This is a genomic window from Citrobacter sp. CK191 (genome assembly GCF_030333435.1).
GTDB lineage: Bacteria > Pseudomonadota > Gammaproteobacteria > Enterobacterales > Enterobacteriaceae > Citrobacter_B > Citrobacter_B koseri.
The window spans coordinates 1-14411 of sequence record NZ_JAOWFX010000027.1 but is presented as its reverse complement, the minus strand read 5'-3'; the positions used below and the strand labels follow the sequence as shown (position 1 = coordinate 14411).

29 protein-coding genes are annotated in these 14411 nt (G+C 50.4%); 1 reads left to right on the top strand and 28 read right to left on the bottom strand.

The window, feature by feature from the left end; all coding sequences use genetic code 11:
* Positions 1-17: 17 nt before the first annotated feature.
* From rpsK to rpsJ, 25 genes are all read right to left on the bottom strand, one after another.
* Entirely contained in the window at positions 18-407 is a 390-nt protein-coding gene (gene rpsK / locus OGV82_RS07155; protein WP_001029684.1) for a 30S ribosomal protein S11, read from the bottom strand.
* A gap of 16 nt (positions 408-423) precedes the next feature.
* A complete protein-coding gene (gene rpsM / locus OGV82_RS07150; protein WP_000090780.1) occupies positions 424-780 on the bottom strand; it encodes a 30S ribosomal protein S13 in 357 nt (118 codons plus the stop codon).
* A 146-nt stretch (positions 781-926) separates the two neighbouring features.
* Complete coding sequence (rpmJ, locus tag OGV82_RS07145; protein WP_000868187.1) at positions 927-1043, bottom strand: 50S ribosomal protein L36; 117 nt, start codon at positions 1041-1043, stop codon at positions 927-929.
* 31 nt (positions 1044-1074) lie between these two features.
* Positions 1075-2406, bottom strand: coding sequence for a preprotein translocase subunit SecY (gene secY, locus OGV82_RS07140; RefSeq protein ID WP_001118864.1), 1332 nt, complete (start codon positions 2404-2406; stop codon positions 1075-1077).
* Between the two features lie 7 nt (positions 2407-2413).
* Positions 2414-2848 carry a 50S ribosomal protein L15 gene (rplO, locus tag OGV82_RS07135; RefSeq protein WP_001238917.1) on the bottom strand — a complete coding sequence of 145 codons (435 nt, stop codon included), beginning with the start codon at positions 2846-2848 and terminating at the stop codon, positions 2414-2416.
* Positions 2849-2851: 3 nt separating this feature from the next.
* Complete coding sequence (rpmD, locus tag OGV82_RS07130) at positions 2852-3031, bottom strand: 50S ribosomal protein L30 (RefSeq protein ID WP_001140434.1); 180 nt, start codon at positions 3029-3031, stop codon at positions 2852-2854.
* 3 nt (positions 3032-3034) lie between these two features.
* Positions 3035-3538, bottom strand: a complete 504-nt coding sequence (gene rpsE, locus OGV82_RS07125; RefSeq protein ID WP_000940121.1) for a 30S ribosomal protein S5 — start codon at positions 3536-3538, stop codon at positions 3035-3037.
* Between the two features lie 14 nt (positions 3539-3552).
* The gene (gene rplR / locus OGV82_RS07120; protein WP_000358960.1) at positions 3553-3906 is read right to left on the bottom strand and encodes a 50S ribosomal protein L18; all 354 of its coding nucleotides are present in this window, start codon (positions 3904-3906) and stop codon (positions 3553-3555) included.
* Between the two features lie 9 nt (positions 3907-3915).
* Complete coding sequence (gene rplF, locus OGV82_RS07115) at positions 3916-4449, bottom strand: 50S ribosomal protein L6 (protein ID WP_012135817.1); 534 nt, start codon at positions 4447-4449, stop codon at positions 3916-3918.
* A gap of 12 nt (positions 4450-4461) precedes the next feature.
* On the bottom strand, positions 4462-4854 hold the full coding sequence (gene rpsH / locus OGV82_RS07110; protein ID WP_000062611.1) for a 30S ribosomal protein S8: 393 nt from the start codon (positions 4852-4854) through the stop codon (positions 4462-4464).
* A gap of 33 nt (positions 4855-4887) precedes the next feature.
* Positions 4888-5193 carry a 30S ribosomal protein S14 gene (gene rpsN / locus OGV82_RS07105; RefSeq protein ID WP_012135425.1) on the bottom strand — a complete coding sequence of 102 codons (306 nt, stop codon included), beginning with the start codon at positions 5191-5193 and terminating at the stop codon, positions 4888-4890.
* A gap of 14 nt (positions 5194-5207) precedes the next feature.
* The gene (gene rplE / locus OGV82_RS07100; protein WP_007702494.1) at positions 5208-5747 is read right to left on the bottom strand and encodes a 50S ribosomal protein L5; all 540 of its coding nucleotides are present in this window, start codon (positions 5745-5747) and stop codon (positions 5208-5210) included.
* 14 nt (positions 5748-5761) lie between these two features.
* Positions 5762-6076: a 50S ribosomal protein L24 gene (gene rplX, locus OGV82_RS07095; RefSeq protein WP_012135426.1), complete on the bottom strand. Its 315-nt coding sequence runs from the start codon at positions 6074-6076 to the stop codon at positions 5762-5764.
* A 10-nt stretch (positions 6077-6086) separates the two neighbouring features.
* Entirely contained in the window at positions 6087-6458 is a 372-nt protein-coding gene (gene rplN / locus OGV82_RS07090; RefSeq protein ID WP_002919748.1) for a 50S ribosomal protein L14, read from the bottom strand.
* Between the two features lie 163 nt (positions 6459-6621).
* Positions 6622-6876 (bottom strand): 30S ribosomal protein S17, encoded by a 255-nt coding sequence (rpsQ, locus tag OGV82_RS07085; protein WP_003031120.1) that lies wholly within the window; start codon positions 6874-6876, stop codon positions 6622-6624.
* A complete protein-coding gene (rpmC, locus tag OGV82_RS07080; RefSeq protein WP_000644742.1) occupies positions 6876-7067 on the bottom strand; it encodes a 50S ribosomal protein L29 in 192 nt (63 codons plus the stop codon). The genes rpsQ and rpmC overlap by 1 nt, the downstream gene beginning before the upstream one ends.
* Entirely contained in the window at positions 7067-7477 is a 411-nt protein-coding gene (gene rplP / locus OGV82_RS07075) for a 50S ribosomal protein L16 (protein ID WP_000941212.1), read from the bottom strand. Before rplP ends, rpmC begins: the two co-directional genes overlap by 1 nt.
* 12 nt (positions 7478-7489) lie before the next feature.
* Positions 7490-8191 (bottom strand): 30S ribosomal protein S3, encoded by a 702-nt coding sequence (rpsC, locus tag OGV82_RS07070; RefSeq protein WP_000529945.1) that lies wholly within the window; start codon positions 8189-8191, stop codon positions 7490-7492.
* Between the two features lie 17 nt (positions 8192-8208).
* A complete protein-coding gene (gene rplV, locus OGV82_RS07065) occupies positions 8209-8541 on the bottom strand; it encodes a 50S ribosomal protein L22 (RefSeq protein ID WP_000447529.1) in 333 nt (110 codons plus the stop codon).
* 14 nt (positions 8542-8555) lie between these two features.
* A complete protein-coding gene (rpsS, locus tag OGV82_RS07060; protein WP_001138117.1) occupies positions 8556-8834 on the bottom strand; it encodes a 30S ribosomal protein S19 in 279 nt (92 codons plus the stop codon).
* Positions 8835-8850: 16 nt separating this feature from the next.
* Complete coding sequence (rplB, locus tag OGV82_RS07055) at positions 8851-9672, bottom strand: 50S ribosomal protein L2 (protein ID WP_000301864.1); 822 nt, start codon at positions 9670-9672, stop codon at positions 8851-8853.
* A gap of 17 nt (positions 9673-9689) precedes the next feature.
* Complete coding sequence (gene rplW / locus OGV82_RS07050) at positions 9690-9992, bottom strand: 50S ribosomal protein L23 (RefSeq protein WP_000617546.1); 303 nt, start codon at positions 9990-9992, stop codon at positions 9690-9692.
* Positions 9989-10594 carry a 50S ribosomal protein L4 gene (gene rplD, locus OGV82_RS07045; protein WP_000424395.1) on the bottom strand — a complete coding sequence of 202 codons (606 nt, stop codon included), beginning with the start codon at positions 10592-10594 and terminating at the stop codon, positions 9989-9991. The genes rplW and rplD overlap by 4 nt, the downstream gene beginning before the upstream one ends.
* Before the next feature lie 10 nt (positions 10595-10604).
* Entirely contained in the window at positions 10605-11234 is a 630-nt protein-coding gene (gene rplC, locus OGV82_RS07040) for a 50S ribosomal protein L3 (protein WP_000579837.1), read from the bottom strand.
* A 32-nt stretch (positions 11235-11266) separates the two neighbouring features.
* Entirely contained in the window at positions 11267-11578 is a 312-nt protein-coding gene (gene rpsJ, locus OGV82_RS07035; protein WP_001181005.1) for a 30S ribosomal protein S10, read from the bottom strand.
* A gap of 379 nt (positions 11579-11957) precedes the next feature.
* Here rpsJ and OGV82_RS07030 point away from each other — a divergent pair, with 379 nt between their 5' ends.
* On the top strand, positions 11958-12425 hold the full coding sequence (locus tag OGV82_RS07030; protein WP_047463886.1) for a prepilin peptidase: 468 nt from the start codon (positions 11958-11960) through the stop codon (positions 12423-12425).
* Here OGV82_RS07030 and bfr read toward each other — a convergent pair.
* The 3 genes from bfr to tuf all read right to left on the bottom strand — a co-directional run.
* Positions 12422-12898 carry a bacterioferritin gene (bfr, locus tag OGV82_RS07025; RefSeq protein ID WP_012135432.1) on the bottom strand — a complete coding sequence of 159 codons (477 nt, stop codon included), beginning with the start codon at positions 12896-12898 and terminating at the stop codon, positions 12422-12424. The two genes, OGV82_RS07030 and bfr, sit on opposite strands and share 4 nt — an antisense overlap.
* A gap of 71 nt (positions 12899-12969) precedes the next feature.
* On the bottom strand, positions 12970-13164 hold the full coding sequence (bfd, locus tag OGV82_RS07020) for a bacterioferritin-associated ferredoxin (protein ID WP_012135433.1): 195 nt from the start codon (positions 13162-13164) through the stop codon (positions 12970-12972).
* Between the two features lie 197 nt (positions 13165-13361).
* Positions 13362-14411: elongation factor Tu (gene tuf, locus OGV82_RS07015; RefSeq protein ID WP_286450946.1), on the bottom strand; the 1050-nt coding region annotated here is incomplete at its 5' end.

Here is a 14411-nt window from a genome sequence, read left to right as displayed (position 1 = left end):
ACCTGGAAAACGAAGCGTTATACGCGACGTTTTTTCGGCGGACGACAACCGTTATGAGGGATCGGAGTCACATCAGTAATATTAGTGATGCGGAAACCAGCGGCGTTCAGTGCACGAATGGTAGATTCGCGACCTGGACCCGGACCTTTAACCATAACTTCCAGATTCTTGATACCGTATTCTTTTACGGCGTCAGCGCAACGCTCTGCTGCAACCTGAGCTGCAAACGGAGTGGATTTGCGAGAACCACGGAAACCGGAACCACCGGCTGTTGCCCAACCCAGCGCGTTACCCTGACGATCAGTGATAGTCACGATGGTGTTGTTGAAAGAAGCATGGATATGAGCCACGCCGTCAGAGACTTGTTTTCTTACACGTTTACGTGCACGAATTGGTGCCTTTGCCATTATTCAATCACCCCGATTATTTCTTGATCGGTTTGCGCGGACCCTTACGGGTACGTGCGTTGGTCTTGGTACGCTGACCGCGAACCGGGAGACCACGACGATGACGCAAACCGCGATAGCAACCAAGATCCATCAGGCGCTTGATGCTCATGCTGATTTCACGGCGCAGATCACCTTCAACGACAAATTTGGCAACTTCGTCACGCAGCGTGTCGATTTGTTCTTCAGACAGCTCACTGATCTTAACATTTTCAGCGATACCCGCTGCAGCCAGAATGGCTTTAGAACGGGTCTTACCGACGCCGTAGATCGAAGTTAACGCGATCACAGCATGTTTCTGATCAGGAATGTTAATGCCTGCTATACGGGCCACTATGCACTCCTACTATTTAATATGTACGCACCATGCTGAAAAGCCCGTTTTCAGGATACTCAAATGGAAACGTACAGACATACAAAAGATTGGCTGGCTAATCTAGCCAGCTCAACCCAACTTTGCAAGAAAAATATGCGAATAAATCAGCCTTGGCGCTGTTTATGCTTCGGCTCGGCACTGCAAATCACGCGGATGACGCCATCACGCTTAACGATTTTGCAGTTACGGCATAATTTCTTGACGGAAGCACGAACTTTCATTTTTACTCTCCGTAACTTCTCGGGCGACCAATTAACGGCCGTAGCCTTTCAGGTTCGCCTTCTTCAATGCAGACTCATACTGACTGGACATCATCAGAGTTTGCACTTGAGCCATAAAGTCCATAATCACGACGACAACGATAAGCAGTGAGGTCCCACCAAAGTAGAACGGTACTTTCATTGCATCACGCATGAACTCCGGGATCAGGCAGATAAAGGTAATGTAAAGCGCACCAACCAAAGTCAGGCGGGTCATTACTTTATCGATATACTTCGCCGTTTGCTCTCCCGGACGAATTCCTGGTACAAATGCACCGGACTTCTTCAGGTTATCTGCTGTTTCACGCGGGTTGAAAACCAACGCCGTGTAGAAGAAACAGAAGAAGATGATTGCAGACGCATAGAGTAACACATAAAGCGGTTGCCCAGGCTGCAAATACAGCGAAATTGTTGTCAGCCAGTTCCAACCAGTACCGCCCCCGAACCATGACGCGATGGTTGCCGGGAACAGAATAATACTGGAAGCGAAAATTGCCGGGATTACCCCCGCCATATTCACTTTCAGCGGTAAATGTGTGCTCTGTGCAGCATAGACACGACGACCCTGCTGACGTTTTGCGTAGTTTACCACAATGCGGCGTTGACCACGCTCAACAAATACAACAAAGAACGTCACTGCAAATACTAATACTGCAACCAACAGCAACACGAGGAAGTGCAGGTCGCCTTGACGCGCTTGCTCGATAGTATGGGCAATGGCTGGCGGGAGTCCCGCGACAATACCGGCGAAGATAATGATTGAGATACCGTTGCCGATACCACGTTCAGTAATCTGTTCGCCCAACCACATCAGGAACATGGTTCCTGTAACCAGACTTACAACAGCGGTGAAATAGAATGCAAAGCCCGGATTCATTACCAGGCCTTGCATACCAGGCATATTCGGCAGACCGGTAGCAATACCGATCGACTGGAATATCGCCAGCACCAGAGTACCGTAGCGGGTGTACTGGCTGATCTTACGACGACCAGACTCCCCTTCTTTCTTAATTTCTGCCAGCGTTGGGTGAACCACCGTCAGCAGCTGGATAATAATCGACGCCGAAATATACGGCATGATACCCAGAGCAAAGATAGAAGCACGGCTGAGTGCACCACCAGAGAACATGTTAAACATTTCAATGATGGTGCCTCGCTGTTGCTCAAGCAGTTTGGCAAGTACAGCGGCATCAATACCAGGGATCGGAATAAAAGAGCCAATACGGAACACAATCAGCGCGCCGATAACAAACAGCAGTCTGCGTTTCAGCTCGCCTAAGCCACCTTTGGCGCTTTGAAAATCTAATCCCGGTTGTTTAGCCATCTGCTACTTATTCCTCGATTTTACCGCCAGCAGCTTCGATAGCAGCACGAGCGCCTTTAGTAACACGCAGGCCACGAACAGTTACCGGAGTAGTGACTTCACCAGCCAAGATCACTTTCGCGAACTCGATCTGGATACCGATAATGTTAGCCGCTTTCAGCGTGTTCAGGTCTACTACGCCGCCTTCTACTTTAGCCAGGTCAGACAGACGAACTTCGGCTGTAATCGCTGCTTTGCGAGAAGTGAAGCCGAATTTCGGCAGACGACGGTACAGAGGCATCTGACCACCCTCGAAACCGCGACGTACGCCACCGCCAGAACGAGACTTCTGACCTTTGTGACCACGACCACCGGTTTTACCGAGGCCAGAACCGATACCACGACCCAGGCGTTTACCCGCCTTTTTGGAGCCTTCGGCCGGAGACAGAGTATTTAAACGCATCTCTTACTCCTCAACTTTAACCATGAAGGAAACCGCGTTGACCATACCACGAACAGCAGGAGTATCCTCGCGCTCTACGGTGTGACCAATACGACGCAGACCCAGGCCAAGCAGCGTTGCCTTGTGTTTCGGCAGACGACCGATTGCACTGCGGGTTTGAGTAATTTTAATAGTCTTTGCCATGGTTTATTTCCCCAGAATTTCTTCAACGGATTTACCACGCTTGGCAGCGACCATTTCTGGAGAATTCATATTTTCCAGGCCATCAATAGTTGCACGAACCACGTTGATCGGGTTGGTGGAACCATATGCTTTAGCCAGAACGTTATGAACCCCAGCAACTTCCAGAACGGCGCGCATTGCACCACCGGCGATGATACCGGTACCTTCGGAAGCTGGCTGCATGAATACACGAGAACCCGTGTGAACACCTTTAACCGGGTGTTGCAGGGTGCCGTTGTTCAGCGCGACGTTAATCATATTGCGACGGGCTTTTTCCATCGCTTTCTGGATCGCTGCTGGAACTTCACGCGCTTTACCGTAACCAAAACCAACGCGACCGTTACCATCGCCAACTACAGTCAGAGCTGTGAAGGAGAAAATACGACCACCTTTAACGGTTTTAGATACGCGGTTTACCGCGATCAGCTTTTCCTGCAGTTCGCCAGCTTGTTTTTCGATGTGAGCCATCTTACACCTCTACCTTAGAACTGAAGGCCAGCTTCACGGGCAGCATCTGCCAGTGCCTGGACACGACCATGATATTGGAACCCGGAACGGTCAAAGGACACATCTTTGATGCCTTTTTCCAGAGCGCGTTCAGCGACAGCTTTACCCACAGCTGCAGCCGCGTCTTTGTTACCGGTGTACTTCAGTTGTTCAGCGATAGCTTTTTCTACAGTAGAAGCAGCTACCAGAACTTCAGAACCGTTCGGTGCAATTACCTGTGCGTAAATGTGACGCGGGGTACGATGTACCACCAGGCGAGTTGCGCCCAGCTCCTGGAGCTTGCGGCGTGCGCGGGTCGCACGACGGATACGAGCAGATTTCTTATCCATAGTGTTACCTTACTTCTTCTTAGCCTCTTTGGTACGCACGACTTCGTCGGCGTAACGAACACCCTTGCCTTTGTAAGGCTCAGGACGACGGTAGGCGCGCAGATCTGCTGCAACCTGACCGATCACCTGCTTATCAGCACCTTTCAGCACGATTTCAGTCTGAGTCGGACATTCTGCAGTAATACCTGCTGGCAGCTGGTGGTCAACCGGGTGAGAGAAACCTAAGGACAGGTTTACTACATTCCCTTTAACCGCTGCACGATAACCTACACCAACCAGCTGCAGCTTCTTAGTGAAGCCTTCGGTAACACCGATAACCATTGAGTTCAGCAGGGCACGCGCGGTACCAGCCTGAGCCCAACCGTCTACGTAACCATCACGCGGACCGAAGGTCAGTGCATTATCTGCATGTTTAACTTCAACAGCATCGTTGAGAGTACGAGTCAGCTCGCCGTTTTTACCTTTGATCGTAATAACCTGACCGTTGATTTTTACATCAACGCCGGCAGGAACAACGACCGGTGCTTTAGCAACACGAGACATTTTTTCCTCCGATTAGGCTACGTAGCAGATAATTTCGCCACCAAGACCAGCCTGGCGCGCTGCACGATCAGTCATAACACCTTTAGAGGTAGAAACAACTGCGATACCCAGACCCGCCATAACTTTCGGCAGCTCATCTTTACGTTTGTAGATGCGCAGACCTGGGCGGCTGACACGCTGAATGCTTTCTACAACAGCTTTACCCTGGAAATACTTAAGAGTCAGTTCCAGTTCCGGCTTGGTGTCGCCTTCAACTTTAAAATCTTCGATAAAACCTTCTTCCTTCAGCACGTTGGCAATTGCCACTTTCAGCTTGGAGGAAGGCATGGTGACCGCAGCTTTGTTCGCGGCCTGACCGTTACGGATACGGGTCAGCATATCCGCGATCGGATCTTGCATGCTCATCTGTCTTTACTCCCGTGATTCAATTGGTGACAATTACCAGCTAGCCTTTTTCAAGCCTGGTACTTCACCGCGCATAGCGGCTTCACGTAACTTGATACGGCTCAACCCGAACTTGCCCACATAACCATGTGGACGACCTGTTTGACGGCAGCGGTTACGCTGACGAGACGGGCTGGAATCACGCGGCAGAGTCTGCAGCTTAAGAACAGCGTTCCAACGATCTTCGTCGGAAGCGTTCACATCAGAGATGATCGCTTTCAGTTCAGCGCGTTTCGCGAAGTATTTATCAGCTAAAGCTACGCGTTTTACTTCGCGTGCTTTCATTGATTGCTTAGCCATTCAGTAACCCTACCTTACTTGCGGAACGGGAAGTCAAAGGCAGCCAGCAGAGCACGGCCTTCTTCGTCAGATTTCGCAGTAGTGGTAATGGTAATATCCAAACCACGAACGCGGTCGACTTTATCGTAGTCGATTTCTGGGAAGATGATCTGCTCACGGACACCCATGCTGTAGTTACCACGACCGTCGAAAGACTTAGCGGACAGGCCACGGAAGTCACGGATACGCGGTACAGCAATAGTGATCAGGCGCTCAAAGAACTCCCACATGCGTTCGCCACGCAGAGTTACTTTACAGCCGATCGGATAGCCCTGACGGATTTTGAAGCCTGCAACAGATTTGCGTGCTTTGGTGATCAACGGTTTTTGACCGGAGATTGCTGCCAGGTCAGCTGCTGCGTTATCCAGCAGTTTCTTGTCAGCGATCGCTTCACCAACACCCATGTTCAGGGTGATCTTCTCGACCCGAGGGACTTGCATGACAGAATTGTAGTTAAACTCAGTCATGAGTTTATTAACTACTTCGTCTTTGTAGTAATCATGCAGTTTCGCCATCGTACTACTCCAAATTACTTGATAGTTTCGCTGTTAGATTTGAAGAAACGGACTTTTTTACCGTCTTCGAATCTAAAGCCTACACGGTCAGCCTTACCGGTTGCCGCATTGAAGATTGCAATGTTGGAAACCTGAATAGCGGCTTCTTTTTCAACGATGCCACCCGGTTGGTTCAGAGCCGGAACCGGCTTCTGGTGTTTCTTAACCAGGTTGATACCTTCAACAATGACCTTGCCGGAAGACAGGACATTCTTAACTTTACCGCGTTTACCTTTATCTTTACCGGTTAACACGATAACTTCGTCATCACGACGGATTTTCGCTGCCATGATTCGCTCCTTAGAGTACTTCTGGTGCCAGAGAGATAATTTTCATGAACTTCTCGGTACGAAGCTCACGAGTTACCGGCCCAAAAATACGCGTACCGATAGGCTGCTCGCTGTTATTGTTCAGAATAACGCATGCATTACCATCGAAGCGAATGACAGAACCGTCCGGGCGACGAACACCCTTCTTGGTGCGCACCACTACCGCCTTCAGCACATCACCTTTTTTGACCTTACCACGCGGAATTGCTTCTTTGATGGTGATCTTGATGATGTCGCCTACGCCTGCGTAGCGACGGTGCGAGCCACCCAGAACCTTGATACACATTACGCGACGTGCACCGGAGTTGTCGGCGACGTTCAGCATAGTCTGTTCTTGGATCATTTTAGTGCTCCGCTAATGTCAACTACTACTGAGACCCGAAAATCAGGTCGTTAAAAAAGCCCCATATCGGGGGCGCGGCATTATAACACCGCTTCAACGATATGGGTAGAAAAAATAAACGGCCCATCGCTGAGCCGTTTATTCGTTGAGAATGGGTACTGTATTACAGAACCGCTTTCTCTACAACGCGAACCAGCGTCCAGGACTTAGTCTTGGACAGTGGGCGGCATTCGCGGATTTCAACCACGTCACCGGTACCACATTCGTTGTTCTCGTCATGTACGTGCAGTTTGGTCGTACGCTTGATGAATTTACCGTAGATCGGGTGTTTCACAAAACGTTCGATAGCAACAACAATGGATTTCTCCATTTTGTCGCTAACAACGCGACCTTGCAGAGTACGGATTTTATCGGTCATTACGCACCCGCCTTCTCAGTCAGTAAAGTCTTAACGCGTGCGACATCACGACGCACTTGCTTCAACAGGTGAGACTGTTGCAGCTGGCCACTTGCAGCCTGCATACGCAGGTTGAACTGCTCACGCAGCAGGTTCAGCAGCTCGGTGTTCAGCTCTTCAACACTCTTCTCACGCAGCTCTTTTGCTTTCATTACATCACCGTCTTAGTTACAAAGGTGGTTTTAATCGGCAGTTTCGCTGCTGCCAGCTTGAATGCTTCACGGGCCAGCTCTTCCGGTACGCCGTCCATTTCATACAGGACTTTACCCGGCTGAATCAAGGCAACCCAATACTCCACGTTACCTTTACCTTTACCCATACGCACTGCCAGCGGCTTTTCAGTGATCGGTTTGTCCGGGAATACACGGATCCAGATCTTACCTTGACGCTTAACTGCACGGGTCATAGCACGACGTGCTGCTTCGATCTGACGGGCAGTCAGACGACCACGGCCAACAGCTTTCAGACCGAAGCTGCCGAAGCTAACATCCGTACCCTGCGCCAGACCGCGGTTACGGCCTTTGTGCATTTTACGGAATTTTGTACGCTTTGGTTGTAACATCAGCGACGCTCCTTATTTACGGCCTTTACGCTGCTGCTTTTTCGGTTGAGCAGCCGGTTTTTCCGGTTGTTCAACAGCAGCCATACCACCCAGGATCTCGCCTTTGAAGATCCACACTTTAACGCCGATTACACCGTAAGTGGTGTGCGCTTCAGAGGTGTTGTAGTCGATGTCAGCACGCAGAGTGTGCAGCGGTACGCGACCTTCACGGTACCATTCGGTACGAGCGATTTCCGCGCCGCCCAGACGGCCGCTAACTTCAACTTTAATACCTTTAGCGCCCAGACGCATTGCGTTCTGTACAGCACGCTTCATAGCACGACGGAACATAACGCGACGTTCCAGCTGAGAAGTGATGCTGTCAGCAACCAATTTTGCGTCCAGTTCAGGCTTACGAACTTCGGCGATATTGATCTGTGCAGGAACGCCAGCGATATCCGCTACGACCTTACGCAGTTTTTCTACGTCTTCGCCTTTCTTACCGATAACGATACCCGGACGAGCAGTGTGAATAGTCACACGGATGCTCTTAGCCGGACGCTCGATAACGATACGAGATACGGACGCTTTAGCCAGTTCCTTCGTCAGGTACTGACGTACTTTAAAATCGCTGTCCAGGTTGTCAGCGAATTCTTTGGTGTTCGCAAACCAGGTAGAGTTCCATGGTTTTACAATACCCAGGCGAATACCATTAGGATGTACTTTCTGACCCATTGCTAGTCTCCAGAGTCTCAGCGATCGGACACAACCACAGTAATGTGGCTGGTGCGCTTCAGGATGCGATCTGCACGACCTTTTGCACGCGGCATAATGCGCTTCATGCTCGGGCCTTCGTCTACGAAAATTTTCGTAACTTTCAGATCGTCAATGTCAGCGCCATCGTTGTGTTCAGCGTTAGCAATGGCAGATTCCAGGACTTTCTTGACCAGTACAGCCGCTTTCTTGTTGGTGTAGGTCAAAATATCCAGAGCCTGCGACACTTTCTTACCGCGAATCAGGTCAGCAACAAGGCGAACCTTCTGAGCAGAAGAACGAGCATGGCGATGTTTAGCGATAGTTTCCATCTCTTCCTCCTACCTTATTTCTTCTTCGCTTTTTTATCAGCAGCGTGGCCGCGATAAGTACGAGTCGGTGCGAATTCACCCAGTTTGTGACCGACCATTTCATCGGTTACAAATACCGGAACGTGCTGACGACCATTATGGACAGCGATGGTCAAACCGATCATGTTAGGAAAGATCGTTGAACGACGGGACCAAGTGCGCAGGGGCTTCTTGTCTCCGCTTTCCACCGCTTTCTCTACCTTCTTCAGCAAGTGCAGGTCAATAAAAGGACCTTTCTTGAGAGAACGTGGCATGGCTTATCCTCTAAAATTATTTGCTACGGCGACGTACGATGAATTTATCAGTACGCTTGTTGCTGCGGGTCTTCTTACCTTTGGTTTGAACGCCCCACGGAGTTACCGGGTGCTTACCAAAGTTACGACCTTCACCACCACCATGTGGGTGGTCTACTGGGTTCATCGCGGTACCGCGAACGGTCGGACGAACACCACGCCAGCGTGCAGCACCTGCTTTACCCAGAACGCGCAGCATATGCTCAGCATTGCCAACTTCGCCCAGAGTTGCACGGCAGTCTGCTTCGACTTTACGCATTTCACCAGAACGCAGACGCAGGGTGACATAAGCACCATCGCGCGCAACGATCTGAACGTAAGTACCAGCGGAACGTGCCAGCTGACCGCCTTTACCTGGTTTCATTTCTACGTTATGAACGGTAGAACCAACCGGGATGTTGCGCATCGGCAGGGTGTTGCCTGGTTTGATTGCAGCATCAACGCCAGATTGAATCTGGTCGCCAGCTTTCAGGCCTTTAGGGGCCAGGATGTAACGGCGCTCACCGTCTTTGTACAGAACCAGCGCGATGTTCGCGGAACGGTTCGGATCGTACTCAAGACGTTCAACAACTGCCGGGATACCATCTTTGTTGCGTTTGAAGTCAACAATACGGTATGCCTGCTTGTGGCCACCACCGATATGACGAGTGGTGATACGGCCATTGTTGTTACGACCACCGGATTTGCTGTTTTTTTCCAGCAACGGAGCAAAAGGTTTGCCCTTGTGCAGCTCAGGGTTAACCACTTTAACTACGTGGCGACGACCCGGAGATGTCGGTTTACATTTAACAACTGCCATTGTATTACTCCTCCGACTTACTCAGCGCCGCCAACGAAGTCCAGATTCTGGCCTTCTTTCAGGGTGACGTAAGCTTTTTTCCAGTCGCTACGACGACCGATACGCTGTCCGTGACGTTTAACTTTCCCTTTAACAACCAGGGTGTTAACGACTTCGACTTCGACTTCAAACAGTTTCTGCACAGCAGCTTTGATTTCTGCTTTGGTCGCGTCTTTAGCAACTTTGAGAACGATGGTGTTGGTTTTTTCCATCGCAGTAGACGCTTTTTCAGAAACGTGCGGTGCGCGCAGCACCTTCAGCAGACGTTCTTCACGAATCATGCCAGCATCTCCTCAACTTGCTTAACAGCATCAGCAGTCATTACGACTTTGTCGAAGGCGATCAGGCTAACCGGGTCGATACCAGTTGCATCGCGTACGTCAACCTTGTGCAGGTTGCGCGCAGCCAGGAACAGGTTCTCGTCCAGCTCACCGGTGATGATCAGCACATCTTCCAGAGCCATGTCTTTCAGTTTCTGAGCCAGCAGCTTAGTTTTAGGCGCTTCTACAGAGAACTTCTCGACAACGATCAGACGATCCTGACGTACCAGTTCGGACAGAATGCTTTTCAGCGCGCCGCGGTACATCTTCTTGTTAACTTTTTGACTGTGGTCCTGCGGACGTGCAGCGAAGGTCACGCCACCAGAACGCCAGATCGGGCTCTTGATAGAACCAGAACGCGCACGGCCGGTACCTTTCTGGCGCCACGGTTTTTTACCGGAACCAGTTACTTCAGCACGAGTCTTCTGAGCACGAGTGCCCTGACGAGCACCAGCTGCATAAGCAACAACAACCTGGTGAACCAGCGCTTCGTTGAAATCACGACCGAAGGTAGTTTCGGAAACAGTCAGCGCGCTCTGCGCGTCTTTCAATACTAATTCCATTGCTATCCCCTTACGCCTTCACAGCTGGTTTAACGATCAGGTCGCAACCGGTTGCACCCGGAACACCACCTTTAACCAGCAGCAGGTTGCGCTCAGCGTCAACACGTACTACGTCCAGGCTCTGAACGGTTACACGTTCGTTACCCAGCTGACCTGCCATTTTCTTGCCTTTGAACACTTTGCCCGGAGTCTGGTTCTGACCGATAGAACCCGGAACGCGGTGAGACAAGGAGTTACCGTGAGTAGCGTCCTGGGTACGGAAGTTCCAGCGCTTAACGGTACCTGCGAAACCTTTACCTTTAGAGGTGCCAGTTACGTCAACTTTTTTAACGTCAGCAAACAGTTCAACGCTAATGCTCTGACCAACGGTGTATTCTTCACCCTCTGCCAGACGGAACTCCCACAGGCCGCGGCCAGCTTCTACGCCAGCTTTAGCAAAGTGGCCAGCTTCCGGCTTGGTTACACGGTTAGCTTTTTTAGCACCAGTGGTAACCTGAACAGCGCGGTAGCCATCGTTAGCCAGATCTTTAACCTGAGTAACGCGGTTTGCTTCAACTTCGATTACGGTTACTGGGATAGAGACGCCATCTTCAGTGAAGATGCGGGTCATACCCACTTTTTTACCGACTAAACCAATCATTGTTTCAACCTCTCAATCGCTCGATGACCTGATTAACCCAGGCTGATCTGCACGTCTACACCGGCAGCCAGGTCCAGACGCATCAGAGCATCAACGGTTTTCTCGGTTGGCTCAACGATGTCAACCAGACGCTTGTGAGTGCGAATTTCGTACTGATCGCGCGCGTCTTTGTTAACGTGCGGGGAGATCAGAACGGTAAAGCGCTCTTTGCGGGTCGGCAGCGGGATCGGACCACGGACTTGCGCACCAGTGCGCTTAGCAGTCTCGACGATTTCCGCGGTTGATTGATCGATCAGACGATGATCAAACGCTTTCAGGCGGATACGGATTCTTTGGTTCTGCATGAGACCAGAGCTCCAATTATTTTATAAACGAAAATGATTACTCCTCGTGCCCATTACGATTGATGGGAGAGTGTAACCGTTCTTACGTAGCTCCCCGATTGGGAGCATTGTTAGATAACCAAATCGGCTACCTAAGGTTCAGATCGAACCTGCCGTCAACTAAGACAAGCCCGCGCATTATACGCAAATCTCAGCCTGACGCAAGTGCCGCGTAGATATTAATCATTTCGTCTGTAATGCGAGCAACTTCGCACACGCGTTGTGCCATTTTTGTTTTGCGCATTTTCTTCGGAATACACTGCGCAACGTCATCATTCCTCCGTTGCGTGGAAAATGAGTTTCACGGATGGTGAGCGCAACGTTTAATGAGGATGACATGATGCAACCCGACCTCCCCTTCCTGATTATCTACCTCTTATTATCTGCGCTATCCGGGATGTATGACGCGCGAACAGGACTCTTGCCCGATCGGTTTACCTGTCCCCTGCTCTGGAGCGGCCTGCTTTATTACCTGTGCTGTTTACCTGACCATTTGCCAGATGCGCTTTGGGGCGCCATTGCGGGTTACGGCGGGTTCGCCCTTCTCTATTGGGGATATCGACTGCTGTATCGCAAAGAGGGGCTCGGGTACGGCGATATCAAATTTCTTGCCGCGCTTGGCGCCTGGCATCGTTGGGAGTCATTACCCCTGCTGGTCTTTCTGGCCGCGCTTATTGCCAGCATTAACGTGATGGCGATGTACGTAATAAACGGGAAAGGGGCATTAAAAAACCCGCTGCCGTTCGGGCCATTTCTGGCGGCTGCGGGTTTTATCATTGGCTGGAAAACACTGCTGTCGGGGAGTTAATCGTCCACTTTAATCTGCGATTGCAGGTAATTCTGTAGACCAATTTTTGCAATCAGATCCAGCTCCGTCTCAAGCCAGTCGATATGCCCTTCTTCATCTGTCAGGATCTCAATCATCATGTCCCGGCTAACGTAATCATGAACGCTGTCGGCGTAGGCTATGGCTTCACGTAGATCCTTCGCTCCTTCCAGTTCCAGACGGAGATCTGACTGCAACATCTCTTCGACATCTTCACCAATGCCCAGCTTGCCAAGATCCTGCAAGTTTGGGATACCCTCAAGAAATAAAATACGCTCGATATATTTATCAGCGTGTTTCATTTCATCGATGGATTCATGGTATTCGACGTCATTCAGACGAGTGAGCCCCCAGTTTTTAAACATACGGGCATGGAGAAAGTACTGATTGATTGCGACAAGCTCATTTCCCAATAGTTTATTGAGATAATTTATGATTTTAACATCACCTTTCATTTTATAGTCCCTCCGCTTCCACTCTTAGAGCGTAGATGGGGCTACAAGGATGTCAAAAAAAAGAATGTGACTCAGGCGATTTCTTTAAACTCCGGCATTTGCATTAACTCATCCTGCATCACTTCACGCGCCGCCCGGACGCACTTACCGCATTGATTTCCAACAGGAATAAACTTACGTAATTGTTGGAAAGATTGAGGGTGAAACTGACGAACAGCCTGACGAATTTTTTTATCACTTACACCATTACACAAACAAACGTACATGATCGCTCCCGTTCAATTTCTGCGCAAAGTGTAAATGAGAATAGTTATGATTACAATAGCACAAATACGTTTGTGTGCAGGGAGAGGAATAAAAAATGCGACTAAATATGACACTCTTTATATAGCAGGTAGATATGACAGACAGCAAAAAGGGCGCCGAAGCGCCCTTTTTAAGTGCAGAGCTAATTATTAAATAATTAGCTCATTACTTTAGCAACAACGCCCGCGCCAACGGTACGGCCGCCTTCACGGATTGCGAAACGCAGACCGTCGTCCATCGCGATCGGGTGGATCAGGGTAACAACCATTTTGATGTTGTCGCCCGGCATTACCATCTCTACGCCTTCCGGCAGTTCGATGGTGCCAGTCACGTCAGTTGTACGGAAGTAGAACTGCGGACGGTAGCCTTTGAAGAACGGAGTATGACGGCCGCCTTCGTCTTTGGACAGGATATAAACTTCAGATTCGAACTTGGTGTGCGGCTTGATGGAACCCGGCTTAGCCAGTACCTGACCACGTTCGATTTCTTCACGTTTGATACCACGCAGCAGAACACCTACGTTCTCACCAGCACGGCCTTCGTCCAGCAGTTTGCGGAACATTTCAACGCCAGTACAGGTAGACTTCGCAGTCTCTTTGATACCAACGATTTCAACTTCTTCGCCCACTTTGATGATACCGCGCTCTACACGACCGGTAACAACGGTACCACGACCGGAGATGGAGAATACGTCTTCGATCGGCAGCAGGAACGGCTTGTCAATCGCACGCTCTGGTTCCGGGATGTAAGAATCCAGGTAGCCAGCCAGTTCGATGATTTTCGCTTCCCACTCTGCGTCGCCTTCCAGCGCCTTCAGAGCAGAACCACGAACGATCGGCGTGTCGTCGCCCGGGAAATCGTACTGAGACAGCAGTTCACGCACTTCCATCTCAACCAGTTCCAGCAGCTCTTCGTCATCAACCATGTCGCATTTGTTCAGGAACACGATGATGTACGGAACGCCTACCTGACGACCCAGCAGGATGTGCTCACGGGTCTGCGGCATCGGGCCGTCAGTCGCAGCAACAACCAGGATCGCGCCGTCCATCTGCGCAGCACCGGTGATCATGTTTTTAACATAGTCGGCGTGGCCCGGGCAGTCTACGTGCGCGTAGTGGCGAGTCGGGGTGTCGTATTCAACGTGAGAAGTGTTGATGGTGATACCACGAGCTTTTTCTTCCGGCGCGTTATCGATCTGGTCGAATGC

Bases quoted from the DNA above. Each gene is read 5' to 3' on its own strand.
- rpsK (WP_001029684.1), bottom strand. From the start codon at position 407: ATGGCAAAGGCACCAATTCGTGCACGTAAACGTGTAAGAAAACAAGTC.
- rpmJ (WP_000868187.1), bottom strand. From the start codon at position 1,043: ATGAAAGTTCGTGCTTCCGTCAAGAAATTATGCCGTAACTGCAAAATC.
- secY (WP_001118864.1), bottom strand. From the start codon at position 2,406: ATGGCTAAACAACCGGGATTAGATTTTCAAAGCGCCAAAGGTGGCTTA.
- rplO (WP_001238917.1), bottom strand. From the start codon at position 2,848: ATGCGTTTAAATACTCTGTCTCCGGCCGAAGGCTCCAAAAAGGCGGGT.
- rpmD (WP_001140434.1), bottom strand. From the start codon at position 3,031: ATGGCAAAGACTATTAAAATTACTCAAACCCGCAGTGCAATCGGTCGT.
- rpsE (WP_000940121.1), bottom strand. From the start codon at position 3,538: ATGGCTCACATCGAAAAACAAGCTGGCGAACTGCAGGAAAAGCTGATC.
- rplR (WP_000358960.1), bottom strand. From the start codon at position 3,906: ATGGATAAGAAATCTGCTCGTATCCGTCGTGCGACCCGCGCACGCCGC.
- rplF (WP_012135817.1), bottom strand. From the start codon at position 4,449: ATGTCTCGTGTTGCTAAAGCACCGGTCGTTGTTCCTGCCGGCGTTGAT.
- rpsH (WP_000062611.1), bottom strand. From the start codon at position 4,854: ATGAGCATGCAAGATCCGATCGCGGATATGCTGACCCGTATCCGTAAC.
- rpsN (WP_012135425.1), bottom strand. From the start codon at position 5,193: ATGGCTAAGCAATCAATGAAAGCACGCGAAGTAAAACGCGTAGCTTTA.
- rplE (WP_007702494.1), bottom strand. From the start codon at position 5,747: ATGGCGAAACTGCATGATTACTACAAAGACGAAGTAGTTAATAAACTC.
- rplX (WP_012135426.1), bottom strand. From the start codon at position 6,076: ATGGCAGCGAAAATCCGTCGTGATGACGAAGTTATCGTGTTAACCGGT.
- rplN (WP_002919748.1), bottom strand. From the start codon at position 6,458: ATGATCCAAGAACAGACTATGCTGAACGTCGCCGACAACTCCGGTGCA.
- rpsQ (WP_003031120.1), bottom strand. From the start codon at position 6,876: ATGACCGATAAAATCCGTACTCTGCAAGGTCGCGTTGTTAGCGACAAA.
- rpmC (WP_000644742.1), bottom strand. From the start codon at position 7,067: ATGAAAGCAAAAGAGCTGCGTGAGAAGAGTGTTGAAGAGCTGAACACC.
- rplP (WP_000941212.1), bottom strand. From the start codon at position 7,477: ATGTTACAACCAAAGCGTACAAAATTCCGTAAAATGCACAAAGGCCGT.
- rpsC (WP_000529945.1), bottom strand. From the start codon at position 8,191: ATGGGTCAGAAAGTACATCCTAATGGTATTCGCCTGGGTATTGTAAAA.
- rplV (WP_000447529.1), bottom strand. From the start codon at position 8,541: ATGGAAACTATCGCTAAACATCGCCATGCTCGTTCTTCTGCTCAGAAG.
- rpsS (WP_001138117.1), bottom strand. From the start codon at position 8,834: ATGCCACGTTCTCTCAAGAAAGGTCCTTTTATTGACCTGCACTTGCTG.
- rplB (WP_000301864.1), bottom strand. From the start codon at position 9,672: ATGGCAGTTGTTAAATGTAAACCGACATCTCCGGGTCGTCGCCACGTA.
- rplW (WP_000617546.1), bottom strand. From the start codon at position 9,992: ATGATTCGTGAAGAACGTCTGCTGAAGGTGCTGCGCGCACCGCACGTT.
- rplD (WP_000424395.1), bottom strand. From the start codon at position 10,594: ATGGAATTAGTATTGAAAGACGCGCAGAGCGCGCTGACTGTTTCCGAA.
- rplC (WP_000579837.1), bottom strand. From the start codon at position 11,234: ATGATTGGTTTAGTCGGTAAAAAAGTGGGTATGACCCGCATCTTCACT.
- rpsJ (WP_001181005.1), bottom strand. From the start codon at position 11,578: ATGCAGAACCAAAGAATCCGTATCCGCCTGAAAGCGTTTGATCATCGT.
- OGV82_RS07030 (WP_047463886.1), top strand. From the start codon at position 11,958: ATGCAACCCGACCTCCCCTTCCTGATTATCTACCTCTTATTATCTGCG.
- bfr (WP_012135432.1), bottom strand. From the start codon at position 12,898: ATGAAAGGTGATGTTAAAATCATAAATTATCTCAATAAACTATTGGGA.
- bfd (WP_012135433.1), bottom strand. From the start codon at position 13,164: ATGTACGTTTGTTTGTGTAATGGTGTAAGTGATAAAAAAATTCGTCAG.